Source organism: Desulfatibacillum alkenivorans DSM 16219, from assembly GCF_900142135.1.
In the GTDB taxonomy this organism is placed as follows: Bacteria; Desulfobacterota; Desulfobacteria; order Desulfobacterales; family Desulfatibacillaceae; genus Desulfatibacillum; species Desulfatibacillum alkenivorans.
In genome coordinates, this window is sequence record NZ_FQZU01000042.1 from 17,830 (window position 1) to 41,496 (window position 23,667).

General features: G+C 54.3%; 17 protein-coding genes. 6 read left to right on the forward strand and 11 right to left on the reverse strand.

Going from position 1 to position 23,667, the window contains the following annotated elements:
* Window positions 1–2: 2 nt before the first annotated feature.
* Entirely contained in the window at window positions 3–3,728 is a 3,726-nt protein-coding gene (locus BUE18_RS22935; RefSeq protein WP_073478495.1) for an SIS domain-containing protein, read from the forward strand.
* Between the two features lie 69 nt (window positions 3,729–3,797).
* On the forward strand, window positions 3,798–4,838 hold the full coding sequence (locus BUE18_RS22940; protein ID WP_083611239.1) for an SDR family oxidoreductase: 1,041 nt from the start codon (window positions 3,798–3,800) through the stop codon (window positions 4,836–4,838).
* Between the two features lie 104 nt (window positions 4,839–4,942).
* On the opposite strand, the gene BUE18_RS22945 is transcribed toward BUE18_RS22940, so the two are convergent.
* Window positions 4,943–5,635, reverse strand: a complete 693-nt coding sequence (locus BUE18_RS22945; protein ID WP_073478496.1) for a response regulator — start codon at window positions 5,633–5,635, stop codon at window positions 4,943–4,945.
* 2 nt (window positions 5,636–5,637) lie between these two features.
* Window positions 5,638–7,086, reverse strand: coding sequence for an ATP-binding protein (locus BUE18_RS22950; protein WP_073478497.1), 1,449 nt, complete (start codon window positions 7,084–7,086; stop codon window positions 5,638–5,640).
* Window positions 7,087–7,305: 219 nt separating this feature from the next.
* On the opposite strand from BUE18_RS22950, the gene BUE18_RS22955 reads away from it, so the two are divergent.
* Complete coding sequence (locus BUE18_RS22955; RefSeq protein ID WP_073478498.1) at window positions 7,306–7,758, forward strand: hypothetical protein; 453 nt, start codon at window positions 7,306–7,308, stop codon at window positions 7,756–7,758.
* Window positions 7,759–7,817: 59 nt separating this feature from the next.
* Window positions 7,818–9,299 carry an Lcl domain-containing protein gene (locus BUE18_RS22960; RefSeq protein ID WP_211482835.1) on the forward strand — a complete coding sequence of 494 codons (1,482 nt, stop codon included), beginning with the start codon at window positions 7,818–7,820 and terminating at the stop codon, window positions 9,297–9,299.
* 21 nt (window positions 9,300–9,320) lie between these two features.
* Here the strand turns inward: BUE18_RS22960 and BUE18_RS22965 are convergent, their stop codons facing one another.
* Window positions 9,321–10,070, reverse strand: a complete 750-nt coding sequence (locus tag BUE18_RS22965) for an MBL fold metallo-hydrolase (protein WP_073478499.1) — start codon at window positions 10,068–10,070, stop codon at window positions 9,321–9,323.
* Between the two features lie 55 nt (window positions 10,071–10,125).
* Entirely contained in the window at window positions 10,126–10,302 is a 177-nt protein-coding gene (locus tag BUE18_RS28080; protein WP_170868440.1) for a hypothetical protein, read from the reverse strand.
* Between the two features lie 96 nt (window positions 10,303–10,398).
* Here BUE18_RS28080 and BUE18_RS22970 point away from each other — a divergent pair, with 96 nt between their 5' ends.
* Window positions 10,399–10,611, forward strand: coding sequence for a hypothetical protein (locus BUE18_RS22970; RefSeq protein WP_073478500.1), 213 nt, complete (start codon window positions 10,399–10,401; stop codon window positions 10,609–10,611).
* A gap of 234 nt (window positions 10,612–10,845) precedes the next feature.
* Here the strand turns inward: BUE18_RS22970 and BUE18_RS22975 are convergent, their stop codons facing one another.
* Together BUE18_RS22975 and BUE18_RS22980 are read right to left on the reverse strand one after the other, a co-directional pair.
* On the reverse strand, window positions 10,846–12,153 hold the full coding sequence (locus BUE18_RS22975) for an HDOD domain-containing protein (protein ID WP_073478501.1): 1,308 nt from the start codon (window positions 12,151–12,153) through the stop codon (window positions 10,846–10,848).
* 27 nt (window positions 12,154–12,180) lie between these two features.
* Window positions 12,181–15,249, reverse strand: a complete 3,069-nt coding sequence (locus BUE18_RS22980; RefSeq protein ID WP_073478502.1) for a hybrid sensor histidine kinase/response regulator — start codon at window positions 15,247–15,249, stop codon at window positions 12,181–12,183.
* Window positions 15,250–15,587: 338 nt separating this feature from the next.
* Between BUE18_RS22980 and BUE18_RS22985 the strand changes: the two genes are divergently transcribed.
* A complete protein-coding gene (locus BUE18_RS22985) occupies window positions 15,588–16,445 on the forward strand; it encodes a crotonase/enoyl-CoA hydratase family protein (protein WP_073478503.1) in 858 nt (285 codons plus the stop codon).
* Window positions 16,446–16,474: 29 nt separating this feature from the next.
* Here the strand turns inward: BUE18_RS22985 and BUE18_RS22990 are convergent, their stop codons facing one another.
* From BUE18_RS22990 to BUE18_RS23010, 5 genes are read right to left on the reverse strand one after another with little or no spacing between them, the layout of a single operon-like run.
* The gene (locus tag BUE18_RS22990) at window positions 16,475–17,158 is read right to left on the reverse strand and encodes an ABC transporter ATP-binding protein (RefSeq protein WP_073478504.1); all 684 of its coding nucleotides are present in this window, start codon (window positions 17,156–17,158) and stop codon (window positions 16,475–16,477) included.
* The gene (locus tag BUE18_RS22995; protein ID WP_073478505.1) at window positions 17,148–18,953 is read right to left on the reverse strand and encodes an oligopeptide/dipeptide ABC transporter ATP-binding protein; all 1,806 of its coding nucleotides are present in this window, start codon (window positions 18,951–18,953) and stop codon (window positions 17,148–17,150) included. Before BUE18_RS22995 ends, BUE18_RS22990 begins: the two co-directional genes overlap by 11 nt.
* Window positions 18,943–19,926, reverse strand: coding sequence for an ABC transporter permease (locus BUE18_RS23000; protein WP_073478506.1), 984 nt, complete (start codon window positions 19,924–19,926; stop codon window positions 18,943–18,945). The genes BUE18_RS22995 and BUE18_RS23000 overlap by 11 nt, the downstream gene beginning before the upstream one ends.
* Window positions 19,923–21,566, reverse strand: a complete 1,644-nt coding sequence (locus tag BUE18_RS23005; protein ID WP_073478507.1) for an ABC transporter substrate-binding protein — start codon at window positions 21,564–21,566, stop codon at window positions 19,923–19,925. The genes BUE18_RS23000 and BUE18_RS23005 overlap by 4 nt, the downstream gene beginning before the upstream one ends.
* A 15-nt stretch (window positions 21,567–21,581) precedes the next feature.
* On the reverse strand, window positions 21,582–23,594 hold the full coding sequence (locus BUE18_RS23010) for a TonB-dependent receptor (RefSeq protein ID WP_073478508.1): 2,013 nt from the start codon (window positions 23,592–23,594) through the stop codon (window positions 21,582–21,584).
* Window positions 23,595–23,667 lie beyond the last annotated feature (73 nt).

The window sequence follows — 23,667 nt, forward strand, 5'->3', positions numbered from 1 at the left end:
GCATGTCCCGTTTTTCCGGCAGGATATCCAAAGGTCTGAAGGAGATTGATTCGTTTTTGAAAACGCCGGTTTTTTTCGGCAAAAGCCTGAAAAACGCTCCCCCGGGGTCTCTGGTCGTCTTTCCCTACAGGGAAGACCTCCTTTGCTGCGGCCTGGCCGGAATGATCGCTTACAAGCAACGCGCCCATGCGCCCGCAGAGGGGATTGAGGCGCTGATCGCCCGGATGGAAAAGGCGCCCGCCGGCATAGAATCCCATAAACTGGAGTCCATGCCGGCCAACGGAGGCCTGGATGCATCCTATTTGGGGGGCGACCTGCTTGATCAGCTTATGGAGCAAGTGCAAACCCTCAAGAAGCATGAGGTTTTTTGCCAGCTTTTTTCCGATCAGGCGTTAAAGGACCGGGTTGCAAAGGTTTCCTCTCAACTGGCTCAACTGGCCGGAGACGAAGATAAAGCCCTGTCCATCTGCGTCAATCTGTCCGCTGGGGAAATGGATCTTGCCACGGACCGCCTGGAATTATTGAAAGACATTGCCTGGCGATTGTCCTCCGAGGTCCTGGGCGCTCTGTCCGGCGTCGCCTCCCTCATGGGCGAAGCCGCCCTTAAGAGCGAGTCCTGCGCCACGGACGTTTATTTTCAGATTCACTCCGTGCTTTCCAGCATCGATCGCCTGGAAGTGCGCGGCCGGGACTCCTCGGGAATCTCCCTGCTTTTTTTTATGACGCCTGAGGATTTTAAAGAATGGAAATCCCAAGTGGCCGACGCGGGTCTTGTCGGCGAACTGGAATCCCGCAGCAGTCACAAACCGGTTTTACTGAATAACGGCATGGCGGTTCGCGAGGGCGAAAACCAGGTCGCCGTGAGCATTACCTACAAAGTGGCTGCCGAAATCGGCCGTCTGGGCGATAACACCGCCTTTTTACGGGAACAGGTTCAATGCGACAAATTACTGGCCTTGCTGGCCCGCGCTCCCATGATTCATTTTACGGTCAACGCCCATACGCGTTGGGCTTCCGTGGGCGCCATTACGGAACCCAACTGCCACCCCGTGGATAACGCCGTGGAGGGCGCCGCCTCCAAAGGGCTGATTTACACATGCCTAAACGGAGACATCGATAACTACGCCGAGTTGAAAGCCGCTTACGAAGCCAGGACCGGCGGAAAAATTCCCGAAGACGTCACCACGGACACCAAGATCATCCCCTTGCAGATAGAAAAATACATCCAAAAGGGGCATAGGCTGGAGACCGCGTTTCGCCTTGCTGTGAACGACTTTTCCGGGTCCCACGCCATATTCATGCATACCAGCCTGGCGCCGGGCAAATTTTTCATGGCTCAGCGCGGCAGCGGCCAGACCGTGTTTGTGGGAATCGGCGAAGAATCTTACATGCCTACTTCCGAGGTCTACGGCTTTGTGGAGCATACCCAGAAGTTCATCAAACTCCAGGGCGAAAAGGAAGTGGAAGGCGTTTCCGGCATTACCCAAGGGCAGGTTTTTGTCCTGGATCAGGCCAAAGGCGGCGTGGAGGGCGTCACCGCATGTTATTACGACGGCACGCCTTTGCCTTTAAGCGACGATGATCTTCAACGCACGGAAATCACCACCCGCGACACCGACCGGCAGGGGTTCGACCATTATTTTCTCAAGGAGATTTCCGAAGCGCCTTTGTCCGTGGAAAGAACCATGCGCAACCGCTGGCGGATCGTCAAGGAAGGCGGCGCTGAGCGGATTATCGTCGACCTGGACTCCAAGATAGTGCCTGACAGCCTGTCCAATGCCTTCAAGACCGGCGAGATCGAGCACGTGTATTTTATTGGGCAGGGAACAGCGGGAATAGCAGCTCAGGCTTGCGCGGACATCTTCAAGCATTACATGAAGAACTCCCTCAAAAGCGTCTCTGCACAAAAGGCTTCGGAGTTCTCAGGGTTCATGCTCCACCAGGGAGACGACAAGGATTCCCTCAAAAACACCCTGGTGGTCGCCATTTCCCAGTCCGGAACCACGACCGACACCAACCGCACCGTGGACATGGTCAAGTCCCGCGGCGCCCATACCCTGGCCATTGTCAATCGCCGGGATTCGGATATCACGTTTAAGGTGGACGGGGTGTTGTACACCTCATCCGGCCGGGACATTGAAATGTCCGTGGCCTCCACCAAGGCCTTTTACTCTCAAATCGTGGCCGGCGCCCTGTTAGGGCTCCACATGGCCCGCCTGACCAACATGGCCGACGACGCTTTTGTGGCTCAGGAAATCCGCAACCTCCTGGCCGTGCCCGATTCCATGCGGCAGGTGCTTGCCAATAAAGAGGCCATCGCCGCTTCGGCCCGGGCTTTGGCAGTCACCAAAACCTACTGGGCGTCCGTAGGCAGCGGCCCCAACAAGGCGGCGGCCGATGAAATCCGGATTAAACTCTCCGAGCTTTGCTACAAGACCATTTCCAGCGACTACGTGGAGGATAAAAAGCATATCGACCTGTCCTCCGAACCCCTGATCCTGGTGTGCGCCGCAGGCAGCCCCGAAGAAGTCCTAGGGGATATCATCAAGGACACCGCCATCTTCAAGGCCCATAAGGCCGCGCCCGTGGTCATTGCAGATGAAGGCGAAAACCGGTTTAACGATTATGCGGAATTCGTCATCGGCGTGCCCGGGGCTCCGCCCCACCTGGCGCCCATTTTAAGCACCCTGGCCGGGCACATTTGGGGATATAACGCGGCCCTGGCATTGAATCGCGGCTCCGAGTTCCTGTTTAAATTCCGCGAAAAAATAAGGAATTATGTGGAAAACGCCGCAGCTCAGGGCCAGGACGTTTACGAACTGCTCCTGGATCAGGATTTCAGGGAGAGCGTGGCCATGTTTTACCAGGAATTCCGCAAAAGGATTCTGGAAAACTCCTTTCCCGCCGGATTGTGCGGAACCGTTCCCGCTGACCTGACCCTGCTGGCCAAATATTTGGAAGGCCGCCTGCGCGGGCCGGATTTCACCATTGACTTCGGCGTCAAGGGCACGCCTTCCAACATGCTTAACAAGCTGTTTTCCACCCTCTCTTTTGGCATTAATCAGCTTGCAAGGCCGGTGGACGCCATCAAGCACCAGGCCAAGACGGTCACCGTCGGGACCAGCCGCATCGCCGAAAAGGCCGAAGGCCTGCTATTCGAATCGGTTTCCAGCCACGGGTTCTCCCCGGATCAGCTCATCAACAAAAACGTGCTGGTGCTGAGAAACCTCCAGGAAGTGGTTGCCGAAATTCTCGGCTCCACCCTGTACAGCATCCAGGGGCTTTCGCTTTTGGGCGAACCCACGGAAAAATCAACCATCACCATCCTGCAAAAACGGGGCAGCTCCCAATCCCTGCCTTCCCGGGTGGAAAAGGATACGCGCCTTAAGGGCACCAAGAGCATTATCGTCCGCGAAGGCAACGTGTATATAGGCCAAGGCAGGAAGGACAATCGCAGCCTGATTTTCATCCCGGTGATCTCCGGCTCAGGGCCGTCGCCCAACGTCATCGAGCACCTGTTGCTGCTGCACGTGGACTTCAAGAAGGATCTTTCCCTGGAGAAGATCATCCGCGCCCTGGGCGGCAAGTACGAACGCATCAAGAACCTGGTGCAGGAAAGCAGCGTCGCCTGGGAGGACGATTTCCTGGCCCGCATGGACGTGGAATTCATCTTCGGCCGCTCCGCGGAAAAAATCGCCGAGGCCATCGTCTCCCGGGAAAAGGAATAGAAATTCAGACAAGGCAGGCTATCCGGCCCGCCTTCACATAACCTGTTCGGAAAACGCGGAGGGGGCGTCATGATCCGAAAGCAGGATACTGTTATGGTCACGGGCGGGGCCGGTTTTATCGGCTCCAATCTGGTCAGGCAATTGGTTGAAAAAGGGGTGAATGTCAGGGTTTTTCATCTGCCTGGAGATGACTTGAGAAACCTGTCCGGGCTGGATGTGGAATTGATGGAAGGCAATGTCCTGGATGTCGATTCCACCAAAAGATGCATGAACGGCTGCAATCAAGTCTATCATCTTGCGGCCATATACGCCCTGTGGCTTCCCAATATGCAACTCATGCATAAGGTGAATGTGGAAGGCGCGCGAAACGTCATGCGTCTGGCCGGCGAGTTGGATGTTGAAAAAACGGTCTATTGCAGTTCCATCGCCTTGTTTGGAGGGCAGGGGCCGGATAAGGACGCCGACGAAAACAGCCCTTTTGCATTAGGCGACTCAGGATCCTATTACGCCTGGACAAAATACGCCTCCCACCAAGTGGTTGCCGCTTTTTGCGAAAAAGGCCTAAATGCAACCATCGTCGCGCCATGCGGTCCTCTCGGGCCCGGAGATTACGGCCCTACGCCGACGGGCCGCATCCTGACCAGCGCCGTCAACCTGCCTGTAATATTTCGTTTTCAATCCATAGCAAATATGGTGGATGTGCGCGATGTGGCCGCGGGGCACATCCTGGCCATGGAAAAAGGCGAGCCCGGCCGGAGCTACTTGCTTGGCGGGGAAAATCTTGCCTATGAAACCATCGTCAGGACCGCCCTGGAGATCGCCGGGCTGAAAAAACTCGTGCTTCCCGCTCCCGTCCCTTTAGCAAGGGCGGCGGGAAGCCTGTTGCTACGGTATAGCCAGGCCGTATCCAAAAAACCGCCATTGCTGACGCCTTCGGAAGTAAACATAGGGATAAAAGGTCTGCGGGCGGATTGCTCCCGCGCAAAAAAGGAATTGGGGTATAACCCGCGTCCGGTAAAAGTATCCATACGCGACGCCCTGGTTTGGTTCGCTAAAAACGGATACATAAACAATCGAAAGGCCAAAGCGAACTTGTTGCTGCATACATAGGTCATTCTAAATCAGAATAGCGCCGGCGGGATTCCATCAGAATATAGGTGGTTATATGAGCAAGCGTCCGAGCCTATTATCATGTTAGTACGCATCCAAAAGATTCACTCTATCAAATTGAATTTATACCCGGCGCCGTAGATGGAATGGATGCATTCCAGGTCGGGCAGGGCGTCCTTGATTTTCTTGCGCAGGTTGCGGATGTGGGAGTCGATGGTGCGGTCGTATCCCTCGAACTGAGAGCCGATGGCTAAATCCAGCAATTCGTTGCGGGAGAACACCCGGTTAGGCCGGGACATCATGACCTTCAATATCATGAACTCGCTGGGCGTCAATTTCAACAAAGCTCCGGCCACACGCACCTCCCTGGAATCCTCGTCCAAAATGACCGGGCCTTCTACAATGCGTTTTGATTCCTCCCGGGGAGGGTTGGACCTCCTCAAGACCGCTTTGACCCGCGCAACCACCTCGCGGGGGCTGAATGGCTTGCAAACATAATCGTCCGCGCCCAGTTCCAGGCCCAAAAGCCGGTCGATTTCCTCCACACGGGCTGTGAGCATGATGATCGGGACTTGGGAGAAACTCCGTAACTCCTTGCAGACCTCCATGCCGTCCTTGCCGGGCAGCATAATATCCAGCAGCACCAGGTCCGGCGACTCCTGCCTGACGAATCTCGCCACGCGGTCGCCGCGATCCAGGCAATGGGTGCGGAACCCCGCATTTTTCAGGTAGGCGGCCAGGCCTTCGGCGATTTTCGGTTCGTCTTCCACGATCAGGATGAATGCCTGCATTGTCATGTCTACTCCTTGGGAGAAGCCTTGGTTATGGGCAGGACGGTCTCCACCCGCAGTCCGCCGGAATCGCCTTTTAGAGCGCGGATTCGCCCTCCATGGGCTTCCGTGATGCTTTTGCACAAAGCCAGGCCAATGCCGCTGCCGCCTTTGTTCCGGCTCCGGGAGGCGTCCGTCCGGTAAAACCTGTCAAACAGGCGATCCAAATGCTCTTCATCGACTCCGGGGCCGGAATCCTCAAAAAACAAAATCAGTTCATCCTCTGAAATCCTTTGCCCCACTATGAGCTTTCCCGGTTTGTCCGTATACCTTATGGCGTTTTCCATGAGATTGGAAAAAAGCTGGATCAGCCGGTCCTTATCCGCCAGCGCCGCCGGACCTGGGCCGTTGGGCAGCCTGTTTTCAAGCATCAAGCCTTCTTTGGAGCACCTTTCCATAAAGCGTTGCAGGGTTTCCTGCAGCACGGACAACGGCTGGATTTCCCGTTTGTCCATTGTTAGCATTTTGCTTTCCGCCAAGGACAACTCGTGCAGATCCTGAACGATCCGCCCCAGATGCAGCACCTCCGCCCGCAACGATTCCAAGGCGTTGTCATCCACCTTTTTGATCCTGTCCTGCATGGCTTCGATTTCCACCTGCAAGACGGATAGAGGCGTGCGCAGTTCATGAGCCACGTCCACGATCCATTGCTTTCTGGCGGCTTCGTAACGGGCCAGGGTCTGGGCCATGGAATTGAAGGTTCGGGCGAGTTCGCCCAGTTCGTCCCTGGAATTCAGGCTGATGCGGGCGTCAAACTGCCGGGTTTGCAGTTTTTGCACGCCTTGGGTCAAGGCTTTGATGGGATTGGTGAGTTTGCGCGCCAGGAAAAAAGAGGCCGCGCCTCCCAATATCAGGGCGGCCAGGGAGATGACGGCGAACACCTTCGTCTGGCGCCTAAGAAATTGGCTGTCCAAAGGATGCTGCAGATGATCCCGCTGCTTCAGGCCGATATGGCCGATTGTTTTTCCGTCCAATGTAATGGGCAGCAGGCTTTGTCCTTTTATTTGGGGATTTCCAAAAACTATTTTCTTGTCCGCGTCAAACAAGGACAATCTGCGCAACTGGCCATCCATGGCGTCAGGCGGGGGAGGGAGCGCCGCTCGGCCCTTTCTGCTTTGCATCCCTTGTTTGGAGGCGGCGGGTTTAGCCCCCATTCGGTTAGGTCGGAGGTTTTCCGCATAGTGCATTACCGTTTGCCCCCACGCCTGGGGATTGTCACGGAAGGAATCCCATCCGCCCGATTTTGCATAAGATTCGGCAAGCCCCTGCGCCAGGACGTCCAGGTTTTCCAATTCCACCTTGGTTACGTATTCCGAAAAATTCCGGTTGGCGAAAAAGGCCACGCTTCCCGCCATGAGAATGATCAGCAACAGGGTGTAGCTTAAAATGGCGGCCAGGAACTTATGGGATAGCTTCATTGCATGTCCTTATCGGATGGGGAACGCGAATGCTTACCTGCCGATCATTGTGTTAGCCTAGTTGATTCGTGGATTCAAGCCCTGCAAACAATCCCCATATTCTAAATGGATTATCTCGATATTTTCTCCACATTTGCTCCTTATCTTAGAAACCATAGAACGCCGCGACCCTCCACGGAACCGACGAGCGGTGCAAACCTGAACAAGGAGACAACTATCATGAGTAAAAAAGCAATCGTTATTTCGGCAATGTTTTTCCTGGCTATCGCGTCTTTTGCCTTTGCAGGCGATTTTAGCTCCGGCGACTACGAACGTCCTTCCCAAGACCGCGGCAGACGCGCAATGCGGCATCAAGGCCCTGGCCCCGGCTCCATGATGGGCAAGGTTTTTCATGATTCCATGGCCAAACGCGTTTTGGAGGATCTGACAGGCCAGGCCGTGGAAGTCTCCGACTCTTCCCGCCCCATGAACATCCGGGCGATTGTGGAGGAGTCGGGCGTCGACCGGGACGCCTTTTGCCAGGCCATGGACGCAGAAACCATCGCCATGGCGCAAAAAGCGGCTGATTGCGGCTTGATCACCCAGGACGAGGCGGACGCTATCGTGGAAGGCGTCAACAATCGCCCGGCAAAAGGGCAGACCGGTCCGGGAAGAAGGGGCCGGATGCAATAGTTCGATTTTTGCATAACGTTTAACCCGGGGCGGTTTTGCCTGTGAACAGGAGATGGAATATGAAAATGGCCGATAAATCCAGCAAAATGGCTATGACGATGTGTTGCGCATCCCTTTGCATATTGCTGATCCTCACAGGCGCCGCTCCCGGTTTTTGTTCGAAGCAGATGGTCAAAGACTTAAACCTCGTCCCGGGAGACCTGAATAATGACGGCGCCGTTTGCATGGACGACGCCGTCCTGTCTTTACAACTGCTGACGGGCCTGAGTTCGGACGCTCAAAATGCCTTAAACGGAGATGTTGACGGAGACGGCAGGATTTCAGCCGTGGAAACGGCGTTCATCCTTCAAAGCGCTGCAGGGTTGAGAGGCGTCCGGACTCCTATCTACGCGGTCGTGGATACGGGCCAGGAATCCTGTTACGACGATGACGGCTTTGTCATTTCCTGTCCAAGTCCGGGCCAGGATTTTTACGGTCAGGATTCCCAATATGACGGTCTGCAGCCCTCTTATCAGGACAACGGGGACGGAACCGTCACAGACCTGAACACGGGGCTCATGTGGGCGCAATCTCCGGATCTCAACAAGGACGGAACAATTGACGCAAACGACAAGCTCTCCTATGCCCAGGCCGCAGCCCAGGCGGACTCCTTATCCCTGGCCGGATATAATGACTGGAGGCTGCCCACTATCAAAGAGCTGTATTCCCTTATTGATTTCCGGGGAATAGATCCCAGCGGGTACGAGGGAAGCGGCGCGTCAGGCCTAATTCCGTTTATCGATACGGATTATTTTGAATTCGGCTACGGCGATGTCAACGCAGGCGAACGCATCATCGACGCCCAATTCGCCTCCAGCACCTTGTACGTTTCCGTTACAGGCCCCAACAGCGCCCAAACCCTGTTCGGGGTGAATTTCGCGGACGGAAGAATCAAGGGCTACGGGCTTAGCATCGCCGGGTCGGATAAAACTTTTTACGTGCTGTACGTGCGCGGAGATGCATACGGAGAAAACGGCTTCCAAGATAATGGCGACGGAACCGTGACCGACAATGCAACCGGTCTCATGTGGTCCAGGGACGACAGCGGCTCCGCTTATAACTGGGAAGAGGCCTTAGCCTGGGTGCAGGAGAAAAACGCTCAAACTTACCTGGGATACAGCGATTGGCGTTTGCCAAACGTTAAGGAACTGCAATCCATTGTGGATTATACACGCTCTCCGGATGCCACGAACTCCGCAGCAATAGATCCTGTTTTTAATGCCGCCCAAATAACCAACGAAGCAGGAGACGCCGATTACGCCTGTTATTGGTCCGGCAGCACCCACGCCAACTGGACCCTGAGGCCCGGGGCCAGCGCCGCTTACGTGGCGTTCGGCAGGGCCATGGGATACATGGACGGCTGGATCGACGTTCACGGCGCCGGCGCACAGCGCAGCGATCCCAAAGCCGGGGATCCTGATGATTATCCGTTGGGCCACGGTCCCCAGGGGGACGCCGTCCGCATTTACAACTTTGTCCGGCTTGTCCGGGACGCACAATAACCAGTCATCAGAACCATAGCGCTACAAGTTGACCGTCTCTCCGTCTTCAGGAATAACAAGGCGGGAGTCGGGGATGGACGCCTCGTCTCTCATTTTCCGCAATCCCTCGCGAGTCACGGTGCAGTGATCCAAAGCCTCCAGATGCACGGCAACCACCCTGGCGTCAGGCGCCGCTTTGGATAGGGAAATGGTTTCCTCACCGGTCATGATGATGGGGTCGTGCCCGGGAAGGGTCGCCCCGCCTGAGTGGGTTATGATCACATCAGGGGAAAAACGCTCAATCGCTTCTTTTACCTCGTCGCACCAAATGCTGTCCCCCGCCCAATAAAGCGTGGGCTCGCCCGAAGCCTGCAGGACGAATCCCGAAACCTCGCCCATGAGTTTGCCGATTTCCCCCTGGCCGTGCCTTCCGCCGGTGCGGCTGAAATCAATGCCTTCCCAGGTGTGTTTGGAACTGATTGGAAAAACCTGCCAAAATCCGTTTTCAACAAGAAAAGAATCGTCGCGAGGCTGGCAAAAGACAGGCATGGTTTTATTCAGGCCGGCCACGGCGGGCTCGTCTAAATGGTCGGGATGATTGTGGCTGACGATCACGGCGTCCACACCTTGCAAGATTTCGTCTACGGGCATGGGCAGGTCTACGGTGGGATTTTCCGCAATCCCGGCGAAAGACCGAATGGCCCCTTTGGGCGACAACATGGGATCCGTCAAGAAGGTCTTGCCGCCGTATTCGATTTTCATGGTCGCGTTTCTAATAAGTTGCAGTTTCATTGTTTCAATCCCTTTTTTTGTATGACCGCCGCTATGCCGGCCAATATGGTTCGTTTTATCCTGCTCTTTTCCCGTCCAGAAGAAGCCCGGCGGCGAACCGAAAGGAATACGCCTGCTTGATTCCCCGGGTTTGCTCCAGAATTCCGGACGCTGCATGGAAAACCTTCATCGGCCCAAAAACGTCCCGTCCCAAAACCTCGGGGAATAGCACAATTTCAATCACATGCGGCATAGGCTCCTCCCGTCCTTGCAAGTTGGAATGAGTATAGATTAGCTGGTTCTTGTCTGCAATGACAAGAAAAACGCATTTTCTGCAAAATCGGATGGCATGAAGCGCCTGATATCCGTCCTTGCAACGGCGGATACTTCCATGGAATATCGCGAGATTTTGTATGAGATTAACGACAGAATTCTGACCAACACGCCCAACCGGCCGGACAAGATAAACGCGTTTACGGTGCGTATTTTTAACGAATTGGTGGACGCCTTCGACCAGGCGGACGCCGCCGACTCTGTCCGGGGCTTGGCCTTACGCCTTTAAGCATCTGTTGCTGCTCCATGTGGCTTTTAAAATGGACCTAGCCCTGGAGAAGATCATCGGAGCCATGGGCGGGAAGCGCGAACGCATCAAAAAACCGGTGCAGGAAGGCAGCCTGGCCTGGGAGGGCAATTTCCCGGGTCGCCTGAACGTGGAATTCATCATCGGCCGCGGGTTGGGGAATTGCTCTGCTTATGCGAACGATAGAACATCTGGACGTTTGCAATTCACTTTTAGTCAACCCAGCGCGTTTTGGGTCTCGCTCATCAGTTTTTTGACCTTGGATTGGATGGCTTCCATGGTTTTTCCGTCTATATATAAATGCTTGGCGGGTTCCGAATGTTCCAAGTCGATTTGCATGGGGGCATCATAGCCCATTCCTATCGTTTTGGTGATGAGGTTAGCCAATTGTATCAGTGGAAGCGCCTTTGAGTCGCAGCCGTCGCAGTTCGCGTCGTCATGATGTTTAGCGATCAGCCCGAATTCCTTGGGAAACTCCCATTTGTTAAGGACCGCTTCCCCAAACGGACCGTGATAGGCCGATAAGGTGGAAAGAACATCTTGGGGATTGGTGTTATGTGGAAGTTTGCCTTTTGTATCTATCTCGGCCACGATCTGTATAAGAACCATTTTTCCCACGTCGTGAAGAACGCCCAGGGTAAAGGCGTCCAACTCCAGGGCCATGCCGGTCATTTCCACAATTGTTTGGGCCGCGTGGGCGCAGGCCACGGAATGCTCCCACAGTTTTTCCATGAAGCGTTCATATGTCTTGTTTTTAGTGGTGAAGATGGTCCGGTTGCATAAAAGATCCACATATTTTCTGGTCAATTGAAGCCCCAGCCTGCTGATGGCCTGGTGAAGGTTCCGGTTATCGTTAACGCCTCGATACACCGGGGAATTTGATACGCTGATAAGATGAAAGGAAATGTTGATGTCCTCTTTAAGCAGGTCGGCAATAGCGCCGGCATCTGCTCCGGCTTCGATCAGGGTCATGAACTGCTTGTAAACATTTGGCGGAGAGGGAAAATTTGTTTCTCCACTGCGGAACATTTTCAGCACTTCCTTGCCGATTTCCACCTTTTCCGAATGCACTGGGGCCTGTTTTTTGGGAGCCTGCCCAGCGCCTGGCATACTGTTTTCACCGTTCAGGAGCTTAAGGTTCCGAAGGCGGTGAAACACTTTTTCAGGATCAAAGGGTTTGATCAAGTAGTCGTTGCAACCGGCCTGAACGCATGTGATCAGACAATCCCGGTCGTTATTGGCGGTGATCATCATTATTTTGGTTTTGGATGCTGCATCAAGGGGGGCGTCTTGTTCCAGGCGGCGAATTTCGAAAACCGTCTCTATACCGTCCATCAGGGGCATTGAAACATCCATGGTGATGAGGTCGAAATGGGACCCCTTGCTGAGAGCCTTGCGAACCGCTTCTATAGCTTCGGGCCCGCTGCCAGCTACTGCGCATTCTCCCATTTCCTCTAAAATGGCCGACAGTTTTAGACGGCTCACTTCTTCGTCGTCAACTACAAGAGTTTTTAAACTTTTCATGGCCTTTTTTCCCGGATCATGTTTGAATCAATTCAAGAATCCCTTGTTTTTCAAAAAGTCTTTGAGAATATAAAATTTTTCTGAAAGATTTTCTGCAAGGCCCATAACAACATCTCCATTTTCCGACCTGGCGGCGTCCTCAAGAGCGGCAGCCGCCTCGGACAGCTTTTCAGCTGTAAGATTTGCGGCTCCTCCTTTGATGGCGTGCGCTTCCGAAGCGACGGCATCCATATTGTTTTCATTCAGGGCTTTTTGAATTGCAACCAACTGCCCTTGAACCGTATCGGCAAAATTGCCTGCAATCTTTATCACTAATTCCCTTTTTCCCATGAACTCTTCCACCACGGCTTCCATATCCAAGGGGGGGGCGTTTGTTGTATTGGAGACCGGCTCCTCCCGCATTGCCGTTTCCTTGCACGGGGCGTCCAGATTGTGCGTGGAATCATTTCCCTGCTCCAACCTTCTGGCCCAAGGGGACCACCTTGCCGCGATTTCAAGCAGTTCCTTTTTTGAAATAGGTTTGGTTATGTAGTCGTCCATATCCGCTTCAAGGCATTTTTCCCTGTAACCGTTAAAAGCGTGGGCGGTCATGGCAATGATCGGGCAGCGCTCCTTTTTAGACCCGCCCCCGTTTCCTTCGCCGGCATTTTCGGCTTCCAGGGCTCGTATTTGTTTTGTGGCTTCATAGCCGTCCATGATTGGCATCTGGATGTCCATGAACACAAGGTCAAATGGTTTTTTGCGGAACGCCTCCACCGCTTTTTGACCATTTTCGGCCAAGGCGACCCGGTATCCATCACTGGTCAGATGCTCCATGGCTATGAGCTGATTGGCGGGGTAATCCTCCACCAAAAGAATACTGGTGTTTGAGCGGTTCAGTTCGGACGCAAAATGCCTGGTGACGAGTTGGGAACCCTGATCGGGCAAATCCTGCTTGGCCAGCCCCAGAACCACCCTGACGACCTTGCAAAGATCATCGCGGCGAACTGGTTTTGCCAAATAACCGTCTATACCCAGGTCGCGGCATTTTTTTCCGTCTCCTATCCGCCCCACATTGGTCAGGACAATCAACGGAATGCCTTTCATCAGGGGGCTGCGTTTCAGGCTTCCGGCCAGATCCAGGTCAATGAGACTGGGCAGATTCAAATCCATCAGGATGAGAGCAGGTTTCTCACCCTGGGAGGATTGAGATTCCAAATAGCGAATGGCTTCCTCTATGTTAGGAGCAATGTCAACAATGCCTCCCCAGGACAACAGATAGGATTGGATTACCTTCCTGTATGACAGGTTGTTTTCAATCATCAGAATTTTTTTTCCGACGATGTCGTCCTCAGGAGAGATTTCAGGAACCCTATTTGCTTGCTGTAACGGCAAGACCACGGTGAACCAGAAAATGCTGCCGCCGCCCTCCCTGCTTTCCAGTCCGATTTCCCCGCCCATCAATTCCACGAATTTTTTTGAAATGGTGGTGCCAAGACCTGTGCCCCCATACTTTCTTGTAGTGGAATCGTCGGCCTGGGTGAAGGCTTCGAAAATAAGCCCTCTTTTTTCCTCGGGTATTCCGATCCCAGTGTCCTGTATGTGGAATTTGATGATTGCTTCCTCATCGGTGCGGCTTTCCAGTTCCGCCTTTACAAATACTTCGCCCTCACTGGTGAATTTGATTGCGTTGCCGATTAAGTTGGTCAAAACCTGCCTGATCCTGCCCGGGTCCCCTTTCACCTGCACCGGAATTGCGGGATTGATGTGTAGAATGAACTCCAACCCTTTTTTATAGGCTTCCAGGCCCATGCTGTCTGCAATGTCTTCCAGCAGGTATCCCAGGTCGAAAGGGATTTCCTCCAATTCCATTTTTTGGGCTTCAATTTTTGAAAAATCCAATATGCGATTCACCAGAGCCACGAGAGCGTTGGACTCCGAAGTGATGGTTTCGATTATTTTTTTCAGGTTTTGGTTCATTTTTTCGTTGGAGGCCAACTCGGCCATGCCGACGACCGCATTCAAGGGCGTGCGTATTTCATGGCTCATTCTCGCCAGAAAATCACTCTTGGCAAGGCTTGCCGCCTCGGCCAACTGGCGCTTTTGATCCGCCTCCAGCAATCTGAGGTTTTCCGTCACATCCCGGGCCACGCCCCGAAACCCTACGGGCTTGTCATTGAGGTCCTTTATCAAGGATATAGAGGCTTCAACAGCACACTCGCTTCCATCCTTTTTTATCATAATCCAGTCGGCTACCTTGGACGGCACGCCTGTCCGGTATACGTCGAAAAATTTTTCATAGGCGATTTGTGCAGTCTTTTCAGTCAATATTTCCCGGTAATTCTTGCCGGACAATTCTGCTTTGGTATATCCAAGTATTTTGCACAGACCGGGATTGAAAAACAAAAAGCTGCCCGCCAGATCAACTTCGTAATAGCCCTCCTCAATGCTTTCCAGAATCGAACGGTGCTTTTCTTCGCTCAAGCGAAGATCGTGGCTGATGCTGTATTCATTCACCAGAGCGTTTTCCAGGCCTCTCAGGATTATGGCGGTGGCCAAGGTCACGATTGCATTGATGAGAATAAAATTCACCGACATGACCATCCAGACCTTTAAAACGTTGTCAATTTTTTCAGCCCAAGAAAATTGCCCATAATAAATGAGACCTCCAATGCCTATAAGCGTGACGAAATTCACGACCAGGGTCCATACGGCAGCGCGAAAATTCACCATGGAGCCGGCCAGAACTGACGCGCCGAATAACCAAATATAGCCTGCGCCGTTTGGCCCCAGGATTGAAATAAGGCCCACGCCCAAAAAATAAAACATGCCATAGGCGAACCATGCCCGAAAACGCAAGGGGGCGTCCCTTTTCAACAATAAAAATACGGCTGCGGCGTATGCCAAAAAGTCAAGACCCGCCACGGTCCATTTGCCCTCGAAAAAAGCCAGAGTCAAAGAGGGGACCAAAGCAAAGGGGCCCAAAAAAACCGCGGAGAGGAATATGACCAAGAGAATCCTCTCCCTCCAGAAAGTGAGAAGCTCGGCATCCTTCGTGTGGGCGGGTATGAATTTTGACTCCAGCCAGGACCACCAAGTCCATATGTTTTCAGGCATTTTTGCCTCCCTTGCACTTTTTGCGGCTTTTTGGAAACGTCGTGCAGACCACCGGACAAAACCAAGGCATGGGTCATGCAAATTTTGAGCCCGCATGGGTATTTATCGCAAAAAGTTCCTTTGAAGCAAAATGGACCGGAACCTGCCTATAAGAACATTTGGGCGGGTTAAGGCCCCTGAACCCGCACCCGGTCCAAGGCTGGAGAGAAAATCCGATGTCAATTCTAGCACATCCGTGATAAGAGCTAAGGTATGCACTGATGTGATAAACCCTTGGCCTTTGCGGGCGGCGTAAAATTTCCTTCGAAAAATTTTTCAAGACAACAGCGGAGAATTCCATGGAATATCAAGAGATTTTATATGAGATTGAAGACAGAATTCTGACCATCACGCTCAACCGGCCGGACAAGATGAACGCCTTTACGGTGCGTATGTTCAACGAATTGATGGACGCATTCGACCAGGCGGACGCCGACGACTCAGTCCGGGCTGTCATTGTCACCGGGGCGGGCCGGGCCTTTTGCGCGGGAGCAGACTTGAGCATGGGCGCCGCCACCTGGGACGGAGACGATTCCACCTTTGATTTTGACATCAGCAAGGGAGACACGGGCGGCCGCCTGACCCGCCGGATTTTCGACTGCACCAAGCCCGTAATCGCCGCCATTAACGGCTCGGCCGTGGGCGTGGGCCTGACCATGACCCTCGCCATGGACATGCGTCTGGTTTCCAACAAAGCCAAGCTGGGCTTTGTGTTTGCAGCGCGCGGAATCATCCCGGAGGCCTGCTCCTCGTGGTTTCTGCCGCGCCTGGTCGGCATCAGCCAGGCCTTGGAATGGGTGTATTCCGCCAGGATATTCGGAGGGGAGGAAGCTCTTCGCGCCGGTTTGGTGCGCAGCGTGCACGAGCCGGACGAGGTTTATCCTGAGGCCCGGAAGATTGCTTTGGAAATAGCCGCCAACACATCAGCCGTATCCGTGGCCCTGGCCCGCCAGATGATGTGGAAAATGCTGGGCGCGGATCATCCTGTGGAGGCGCACAAGCTGGACACGCGGGGCATTTTCGCCCTGGGCGCCTCGGCCGACGCCAAGGAGGGCATCGAGTCCTTCCTGGAAAAACGCACGCCCAAGTTTACGGACACGGTCACCAAAAACATGCCCGACTTCTACCCCTGGTGGAAGGAACGGGATTACGAATAGAAAGAAAATCTTAAAACCAATAGCTCGTTTTAAAAAAGGTTTTCCAATCGGCCGTCTTCCAAAACATAGCATTGGGAGCAGACCGCTTTGGCCACGTGCAGGTTGTGGGTGATGAACAGGCAGGCTGTATTGCGCCTTTTAAGGCTTTTTTGAATTACGGCCAGGATGCGTGATTGAGTGAGAGGATCCAGCATGCTGGTGGGCTCGTCCAGAACCACCAGATCCGGCTTGAGGCATAACGCCCGGGCCAGGGCGGCCCGTTGGAGTTCCCCGCCGGAAAGCTGGGAGGGGTACCGGTCCAAAACGCCCTCAGGCAGCCCCATTTCCTCCAATGCGGATGCCAAACCGCTTTTTTCGATGGGCAATCCGTGGATTTTGAAAGGCTCCTCCAGGCTTTTTCGGATTTTCCAACGCGGGTCAAAGGCCGATTCCGGGTGCTGAAAAACCATTTGGATGCTTTTCCGCATAGTTTTCCATTGCGGCCCTCTCAGCCTGTGCAAGGGCTTATCCCTGAACAACACCCGGCCGGAATCGGGCCGGACCAATCCCGCCAGAATCAGCCCCAGGGTGGTCTTGCCCACGCCGCTGACGCCCATAAGGCCGATGCGTGCGCCTTGCTGGATTTCCAGGTCCCCCAGAGCCTGCACCACCTTTTTGCGCGTTTTTCCGGGAACCGGATACGTCTTTTTTATGTCCCTTGATTTAAGCAGCATAACGCCAACACCTGATTTTTTGATCGCCCCGGTTTAACAGGGGAGGGCGGTTACGGCATTTTTCCCAGGCAAAGGGGCACTCTCGGATAAACGAGCAAGCCTCTTGCTTTTGGGCTTCCATGCTTGGCGCCTTATTAACCTCCTCCAGTTTCCAACCCTCCATGGCCACTGCCTGGAGCAAGGCCAGGGAAAAAGGATGCAATGCATTTTTGAAAAAAACCGAGGCCGGGGCGTCCTCCACAATGCGTCCCTGATGCAAAACCAACACGCGGGTTGCTACGGCTCGGGCGAAATTCAGGTCGTGGGTTACAGCGATCATGGCCCGGTCTTTCATGGATGCAAAGGCCTTGGTGACTGCTTTGCACGAATCCTCGTCCAAAGCCTTGGTGGGCTCGTCAGCCAGGATAATTTTCGCCGGACTGGCCAAAGCCATGGCGGCCAGGACCTTTTCCTTCATCCCGCCGGAAAGGCGATGGGGGTAATTGCCGGCCGTCCGCTCCGGTTCGTCAAGCCCGGCCCTGGCGAGCAACTCCGCCGCCGTTTGGCCGTTCTTCTTATTTGCTCTCGGAATGCACTCCATGATTTGCTGCTCGATTTTCATGACGGGGTTCAACCCATTGCCGATGCCCTGGGGAGTATAAGCGGCAAAACTGCGGCGCAAATGGCAAAGCTCTCCTTGAGACATGCCCCTTACATCCTCACCGCAGGCCAGCACCCGGCCGGAATAATTCCCTTTGGGCAGGTTCACCCCAATGATTGAGAGCAAGAGCAGGCTCTTGCCGCTGCCCGAAAGCCCCAGCACCGCAATTTTTTCGTTTGTTTGAACCGTCAAATCAAGTCCTTGAACCGCCTGTACGACGTCGCCCGTCCGTTGCGGAAAGGACACGCTGTGGTTTTCAAAATGCAAAAGCGCCGGGGCGGGGGAGGCGCTGTAATCCACCTCTTTTGCCTTGGATGGATTGCGTCCGTAATAATTCCCGGCCGACATGGACGGGTTTTGATTGGCCTGCAAAAATGCGTTGGAGATGATTGAAAAGGCCAGCACAAACAGGCTCAGGCAAAAAATAGGAGGCAGATACCACCAATACGCCCCGTTGGTCAGAGCTCCGCAGGAAAAAGCGTCGTGAATCATCCCGCCCCAGCTTTTACTGACCGGATCTCCCAAGCCCAAAAAGCTGAGCCCTGCCTCGGCCATCATCCCGGCTGCTGCGGCCAGGATCGCCTTGGCCAGGATGAGGTCTCCCGTATTGGGGAGAATGTGCCGAAAGATGAGATACAGATTCCCGGCGCCCAGGCATCTTGCGTTCAGGATGAACTCCTGCTCTCTTAACTCTAAGACTTTGGAACGGATGATCCGGGCGGTGGGCGCCCAGGACAAAAGGGATATGACAAACACGATATTGCCCATGCCCGGTCCCAGAAAGGCCGCCAGGATGATAATCAGAGGCAGTCCCGGAATGGCCAGAAACATGTCCGTAAGGCCCATCAGCAAGGCGTCGGTCCTGCCGCGAAAATATCCGGCCAAAGCGCCTGCCAGAGCCCCGGCGGCCGTTGCTATCAGCGCGGAAAGCAGGCCCACCAGCAGCGAAGCCCGTGCGCCGAAAACCAGTTCGGACAGGAGATCCTGCCCAATGTCGTTGGTCCCCAAAACATGTCCGGGGCCGGGAGGCAGATAGGGGCTGCCCAGTTCGTCCATGCCCTGGGGCGCGATGAGGGAAGGGGCGAAAATCGCCAGAAGCGTGCAGATGGCAACCGCCAGCGCCAAAAGGCGCGCTTTTTTTTGATCAAACCCCATACGCGCCGTCCCTTACCCTGGGGTCCACGGCTTTGTGCAACAGGTCAGCCAAAGCGTTTGCCAGCATCACGCAAAAGGTCAGCACCAAAAACGATCCCATAAGCAAGGGATAATCCCTGGTCATGACCGCCTCGTGCATCAACACGCCCATGCCGTTCCACGAAAAAACCACCTCAATGAGCAAGGCGCCGGAAACCATGTGCCCCAGGCTCATGGCCGCCAGATGAATCAACTGGGGCAGGGCGTTGGGAAATACGTGAAAAACCGCAACCCGAAACGGAGACAAGCCTTTGGCCACGGCGGTCAGCACGTATTCCTGATCCGTAATGCCCATGACCGCGCTTTTCATGACCAAGAATTTGTACGCCGTCCCGCTTAAAGCCAGGGATAGGACCGGCAAGGCCATGTGCCTGGCTGCGTCCAATAATGAAAAGCCCTGCCCCGGGCTTCCTAACGGGACCATGCCTCCTGTTGGAAAAATTGCACACCCAAATCCAAGCGCCGCCGCCAATAGCAGCGCCAGGCAATATCCCGGAAAGGAGTAAAGGAGCAAGAAAAACCCGGTAACCCATTTTTGGGGCAGGGAATCGTTTGTCCATCCCGCCCAGGTTCCCAAGAGGGCGGAAAAGAAAACCGACAGCATAATGGACGGAAACATCAACAGAATCGTCCATGGCAGACGGTCCATAATTATTCTAAAAACCGGCATGTTCCAGGTAGAGGACCATCCCAGGCGGCCGTGGGCCGTTTCCCATAAATAGGATGCAAACTGAAGCGGCAAGGGCTTGTCCAGGCCGTATTCCACACGCAGCCGGGCCATTTCTTCGGGATTCATGGAGGCCAAAAGATAGCCTTCTTCACCCAGAACGTGAATCAAGGGGTCCCCCGGCATGGCTCGAAACAGGAAAAACTGCGCGCTCACAATCACCAATAAGACCACGGCGTAGCGTGCAAGCCCGGAAAACCGCCTCACGGTCCTGCCTCCCCGGCGTCTGCTTTTTTCCGCAGGCTTTTCCAGGTCAGCCGATTGGCAAGGCCTCCCTCTATCTGGTTAACCACCAGGCCTTCCCACTTGTCGGAATAGGGATACAGGTTGTCGGTCCAGTACAGGGCGATAGCCGGCAATTGGGCGGCGTATTGCTCCTGGACGCCGGTATACAACTCCTTTAACCTGTCCGGATTGGTGGTCGCCAGGATTTCGTCGCACAAGGCGTGAAAAGCAGGACTGTCCAGGCTGGACAGGCGTCCGCTTCCCTTGGTGCGGGAGTCAAAATAGCCGGTCCCGTATCCCGGCCCCATGAGCATGCCCCACGGCGTGGCCCGAAACAGGATCAGATGGTAATCATCCTTATTGATTTTAGCCATCCATGTGGAAAGATCCGCCGACATCACATCCACGGCGATCCCCACCTGCGCCAGATCATGGATGAGCAACTTGGTCGCCTGTTTGTCGCCGAACAGGTCAGACCGGGCGATGAGCTTCAAGCAAACCGGCTCGCCCTCCGGGGTTTCCAGGATGCCGTCTCCATCATGGTCAATCAGCCCGGCTTCCGCCAGCAGAGCCTTGCTTTGCTCAATATCCGTATTAAAAGCGGGCATGTGGGCGAAATAGGGGAAAGAAGCCGGTACAAATCCCGGGCCGGGAACCTGGGCCTCTCCCAGGGCCACGCTGTCGCCGATGCGTTTGTAATTGATGGCCAACGTAATGGCTTTGCGCACACGCAGGTCGGCTGTCAGGGCTACGTGGGGGTTGAACCCCATGGCCGCCGGAACTCCCAGGGAAGGGGCTTTGGCAATCGTTATCCCTTCCTGGTTTTTCAGGCGCACGGCCTTGCCCGGCGGATAACCGGAGGCGTATTTGTAAAAAGCGTCCACCTCCCCATTGACCAGGGCCATCGTCAGGACGTCCTGATTTTTGTAAAAGGTGTACACCACCTTGTCCACAAGGGGCGCGCCCAGATAATAATCGGGATTTTTAACGAATGATACCTGATTGGATTGCATATTAAAGGATTGGAATAAAAACGGCCCGCAACCTATTGACAATCTTTCGTCTTCCGCCTTTTCCGGGTCGGAAATTCCTTCCCAGACATGCTTGGGCAGAATGCGCACGATGTACCCCCCCTGGCTTAAAAAACGGCTGTAGGGCTTGTTCAGGCGAAAAATAACGTCTTGCCCGTCAACTATCATTTCATCAATGAATTGCTTAACCCATGAATATCCTGCTACTTGAGTATCCGCCAAATAATTAAACGTAAAAACAATATCTTCGGGAGTGACGGGAACGCCGTCATGCCACTTGGCTTTGTCCGTAATAGTAAAGACCCACTCGGTGGCGTTTTCGTTGGACCGCCACTTGCTGGCCAGTTGAGGGATGGGGCGCAGGTTTTCGTCAAAGCGCACCAGGGTGTCGTGGGTCATGAGCATGGCCAGCGTGCTGTACCCATAGTCGGCCAGGGAGTTGACTCTTCGGATTGTCATGGGGGAGCCAATGCGAAAAACCAACTCCCCGGCCTCGGAGGCCTTCTCCCGGCCTTGGCAGGCCGTAAACATGCCCGCCAAAACCAGGAAAAGGCAGATGAATTGCGTTATAGGCTTGAATGCCTTTTTCATAAACAGACCTTGGGTTTAGTCAAAATACAGGGCGATTTCGCTGTACACGGTCGTGCCCGGATCTTCGTAATAGATCATGGTGCGGTATTTCTCGTTGAAGATATTATCAATGTAGAAAGAAAAGTCCGCTTTATCCAGGATCCATTTATCCTTGAGGATCGTCTTGGTGGCCTTGAAATCCAACACCCAGGAGCTGTTCATGTAAAGCTGCTCGTCAAGAGCGTTATACTTGGTGTTGGTGGCATTGACGTGTTGGTCGCCTTTGTAGCGAACCGATAAACAGGCCGTGACGTCCTCGGGCTTTTTATAGGTCACGTCCCAGTTGAACTGATGCTCGGGGGCGTACAGCAGGACCTTGCCTTCCAGCGTGCGATCCACCGGATTCTCATCCACTTCCGCAGTATTATAAGTATAGTTGCCGCCGGTGCTCCATTCGGGCGTGATGAAAAAGTCCAGGTTTAGTTCAAGTCCCGTGGACTTGGTTTTACCGATGTTTTCATTGGTTACGGTGTTGGCGGAAGTGAAGCTCGAAAGAATCGTGTCTTCCGTATAGGTGTGAAAGCCCACCAGCTTGACATTGGCGAAGTTGCCGAACCAATGGTCCGTGCCCAGTTCGTAGGAATGGGTTTTTTCCGGCTGCAGGTCCGGGTTGGGGATGCGCTTGTTGCCGCCGGCTGTGCGGTCATCGTAAAGCTGGGTAGCCGTGGGAGTGTTGAAACCCTGTCCGTAATTGGCCCAGACCGAAGTGGCGGTGTTGAAGTTATAGCGCAGTCCGACTCTGGGGCTCCAGTTATCTTCGGTTCTTTCATCCGGGGTTTTGTTGACGTAGTTGCCGAAGTAGTTGTCGTAGTTTTTCCAATCGTCATAACGGATGCCCGTGGAAAGGATCAGGTTGTCCAATATTTTCCAGGTGTCCTGGGCATAGACGGCCCAGGTTTCCGTGGAATAGCGGATCAGGTTCAATTCCTGGTTGGTGTTCCAATCCCGATAATCCTGCTCCTCACTGGTATCGTTATGGAAATACCCAATTGCAAGGGTGTTTTTGCCTTCAAAAAAGCGTCCGTTAAACTGGACGTCCAGGGGAATGGCTTCATAGTCCGTATAGCGCCTTTGTTTGGGCGTGTAATAATTGGTTCCGCCCATGTCGTAGGTGTGCAGCAGATCGTCCACGTGATAGGCCAGGTTGACCTGCATGTCGAACATGTCGTTGAAGCCCTGGTTGAATTTTATGTTGGCGTAATTCCGCTCCCACTCGCCGCCGTAATACACACGGCCGCGCATGTAGTCTCCCCACCAGTAGTTGTAAAACAGGGAGACCGAGGACGCCCTGCCGAAATCGTACTGGCCGGAAGCCGCGGCGCCGGATTTGTTGTACTTGCATTTATTGATCATGTGGATGGTGGGGTTATTATTATTCTTGACCACGTTTTCTCCGGCCGCCCCGCCGTAATGCCCTGCAAAGGCAAAGCCCACGTTGTCTTCCCTGCCTTCGGTCATGACGCTGGTCCGGTAGGCGCCCGAGGTGCCGCCGCCGCCCCGGATTTCTGCGCGCAGGTTCTCGCTGCCCGTTTTGGTGATAATATTGATGACGCCGCCGGTGGCGTTCGCGCCGTAGATCGCCGAGGTAGGTCCTCTGACGATTTCCACCCGGTCAATGATTTCATTGGGGATGGACTGGCTCATCTTAAAATCCACGGGCAGGCCATTGACCAAAATCACGGTCTGGCCCACGCCGCCGCGCATACGCACGGTAGCCGGGAAGGGCGCATAAGCCCTGGCCACGGTCATGCCCGGAATGTTTCTGAGCAGGTCGATAAAATCGCCGTTGGGCTGGGAGCGCAGTTCCAGGGCTTCCCGATCCAGAACATCCACGGACGCCGCAACGTCCCGCAAGGGCGTTTCCGTTTTGGTGGCGGTTACCACCATTTGATCCATTTCCTTGGCCGCCTTTTCTTCCTCGGCGTAAGCAGGGGCGCATAAAAGCGCCAGGCAGATCAATCCTGCCAAAAAACCAAACTTCCTCTTCATTATACCGCCTCCTGTATATTACTCCTCCGTTAGGATTTTACAGGACGCGGAGGCTCCTGCCGTTCCAGTCTTG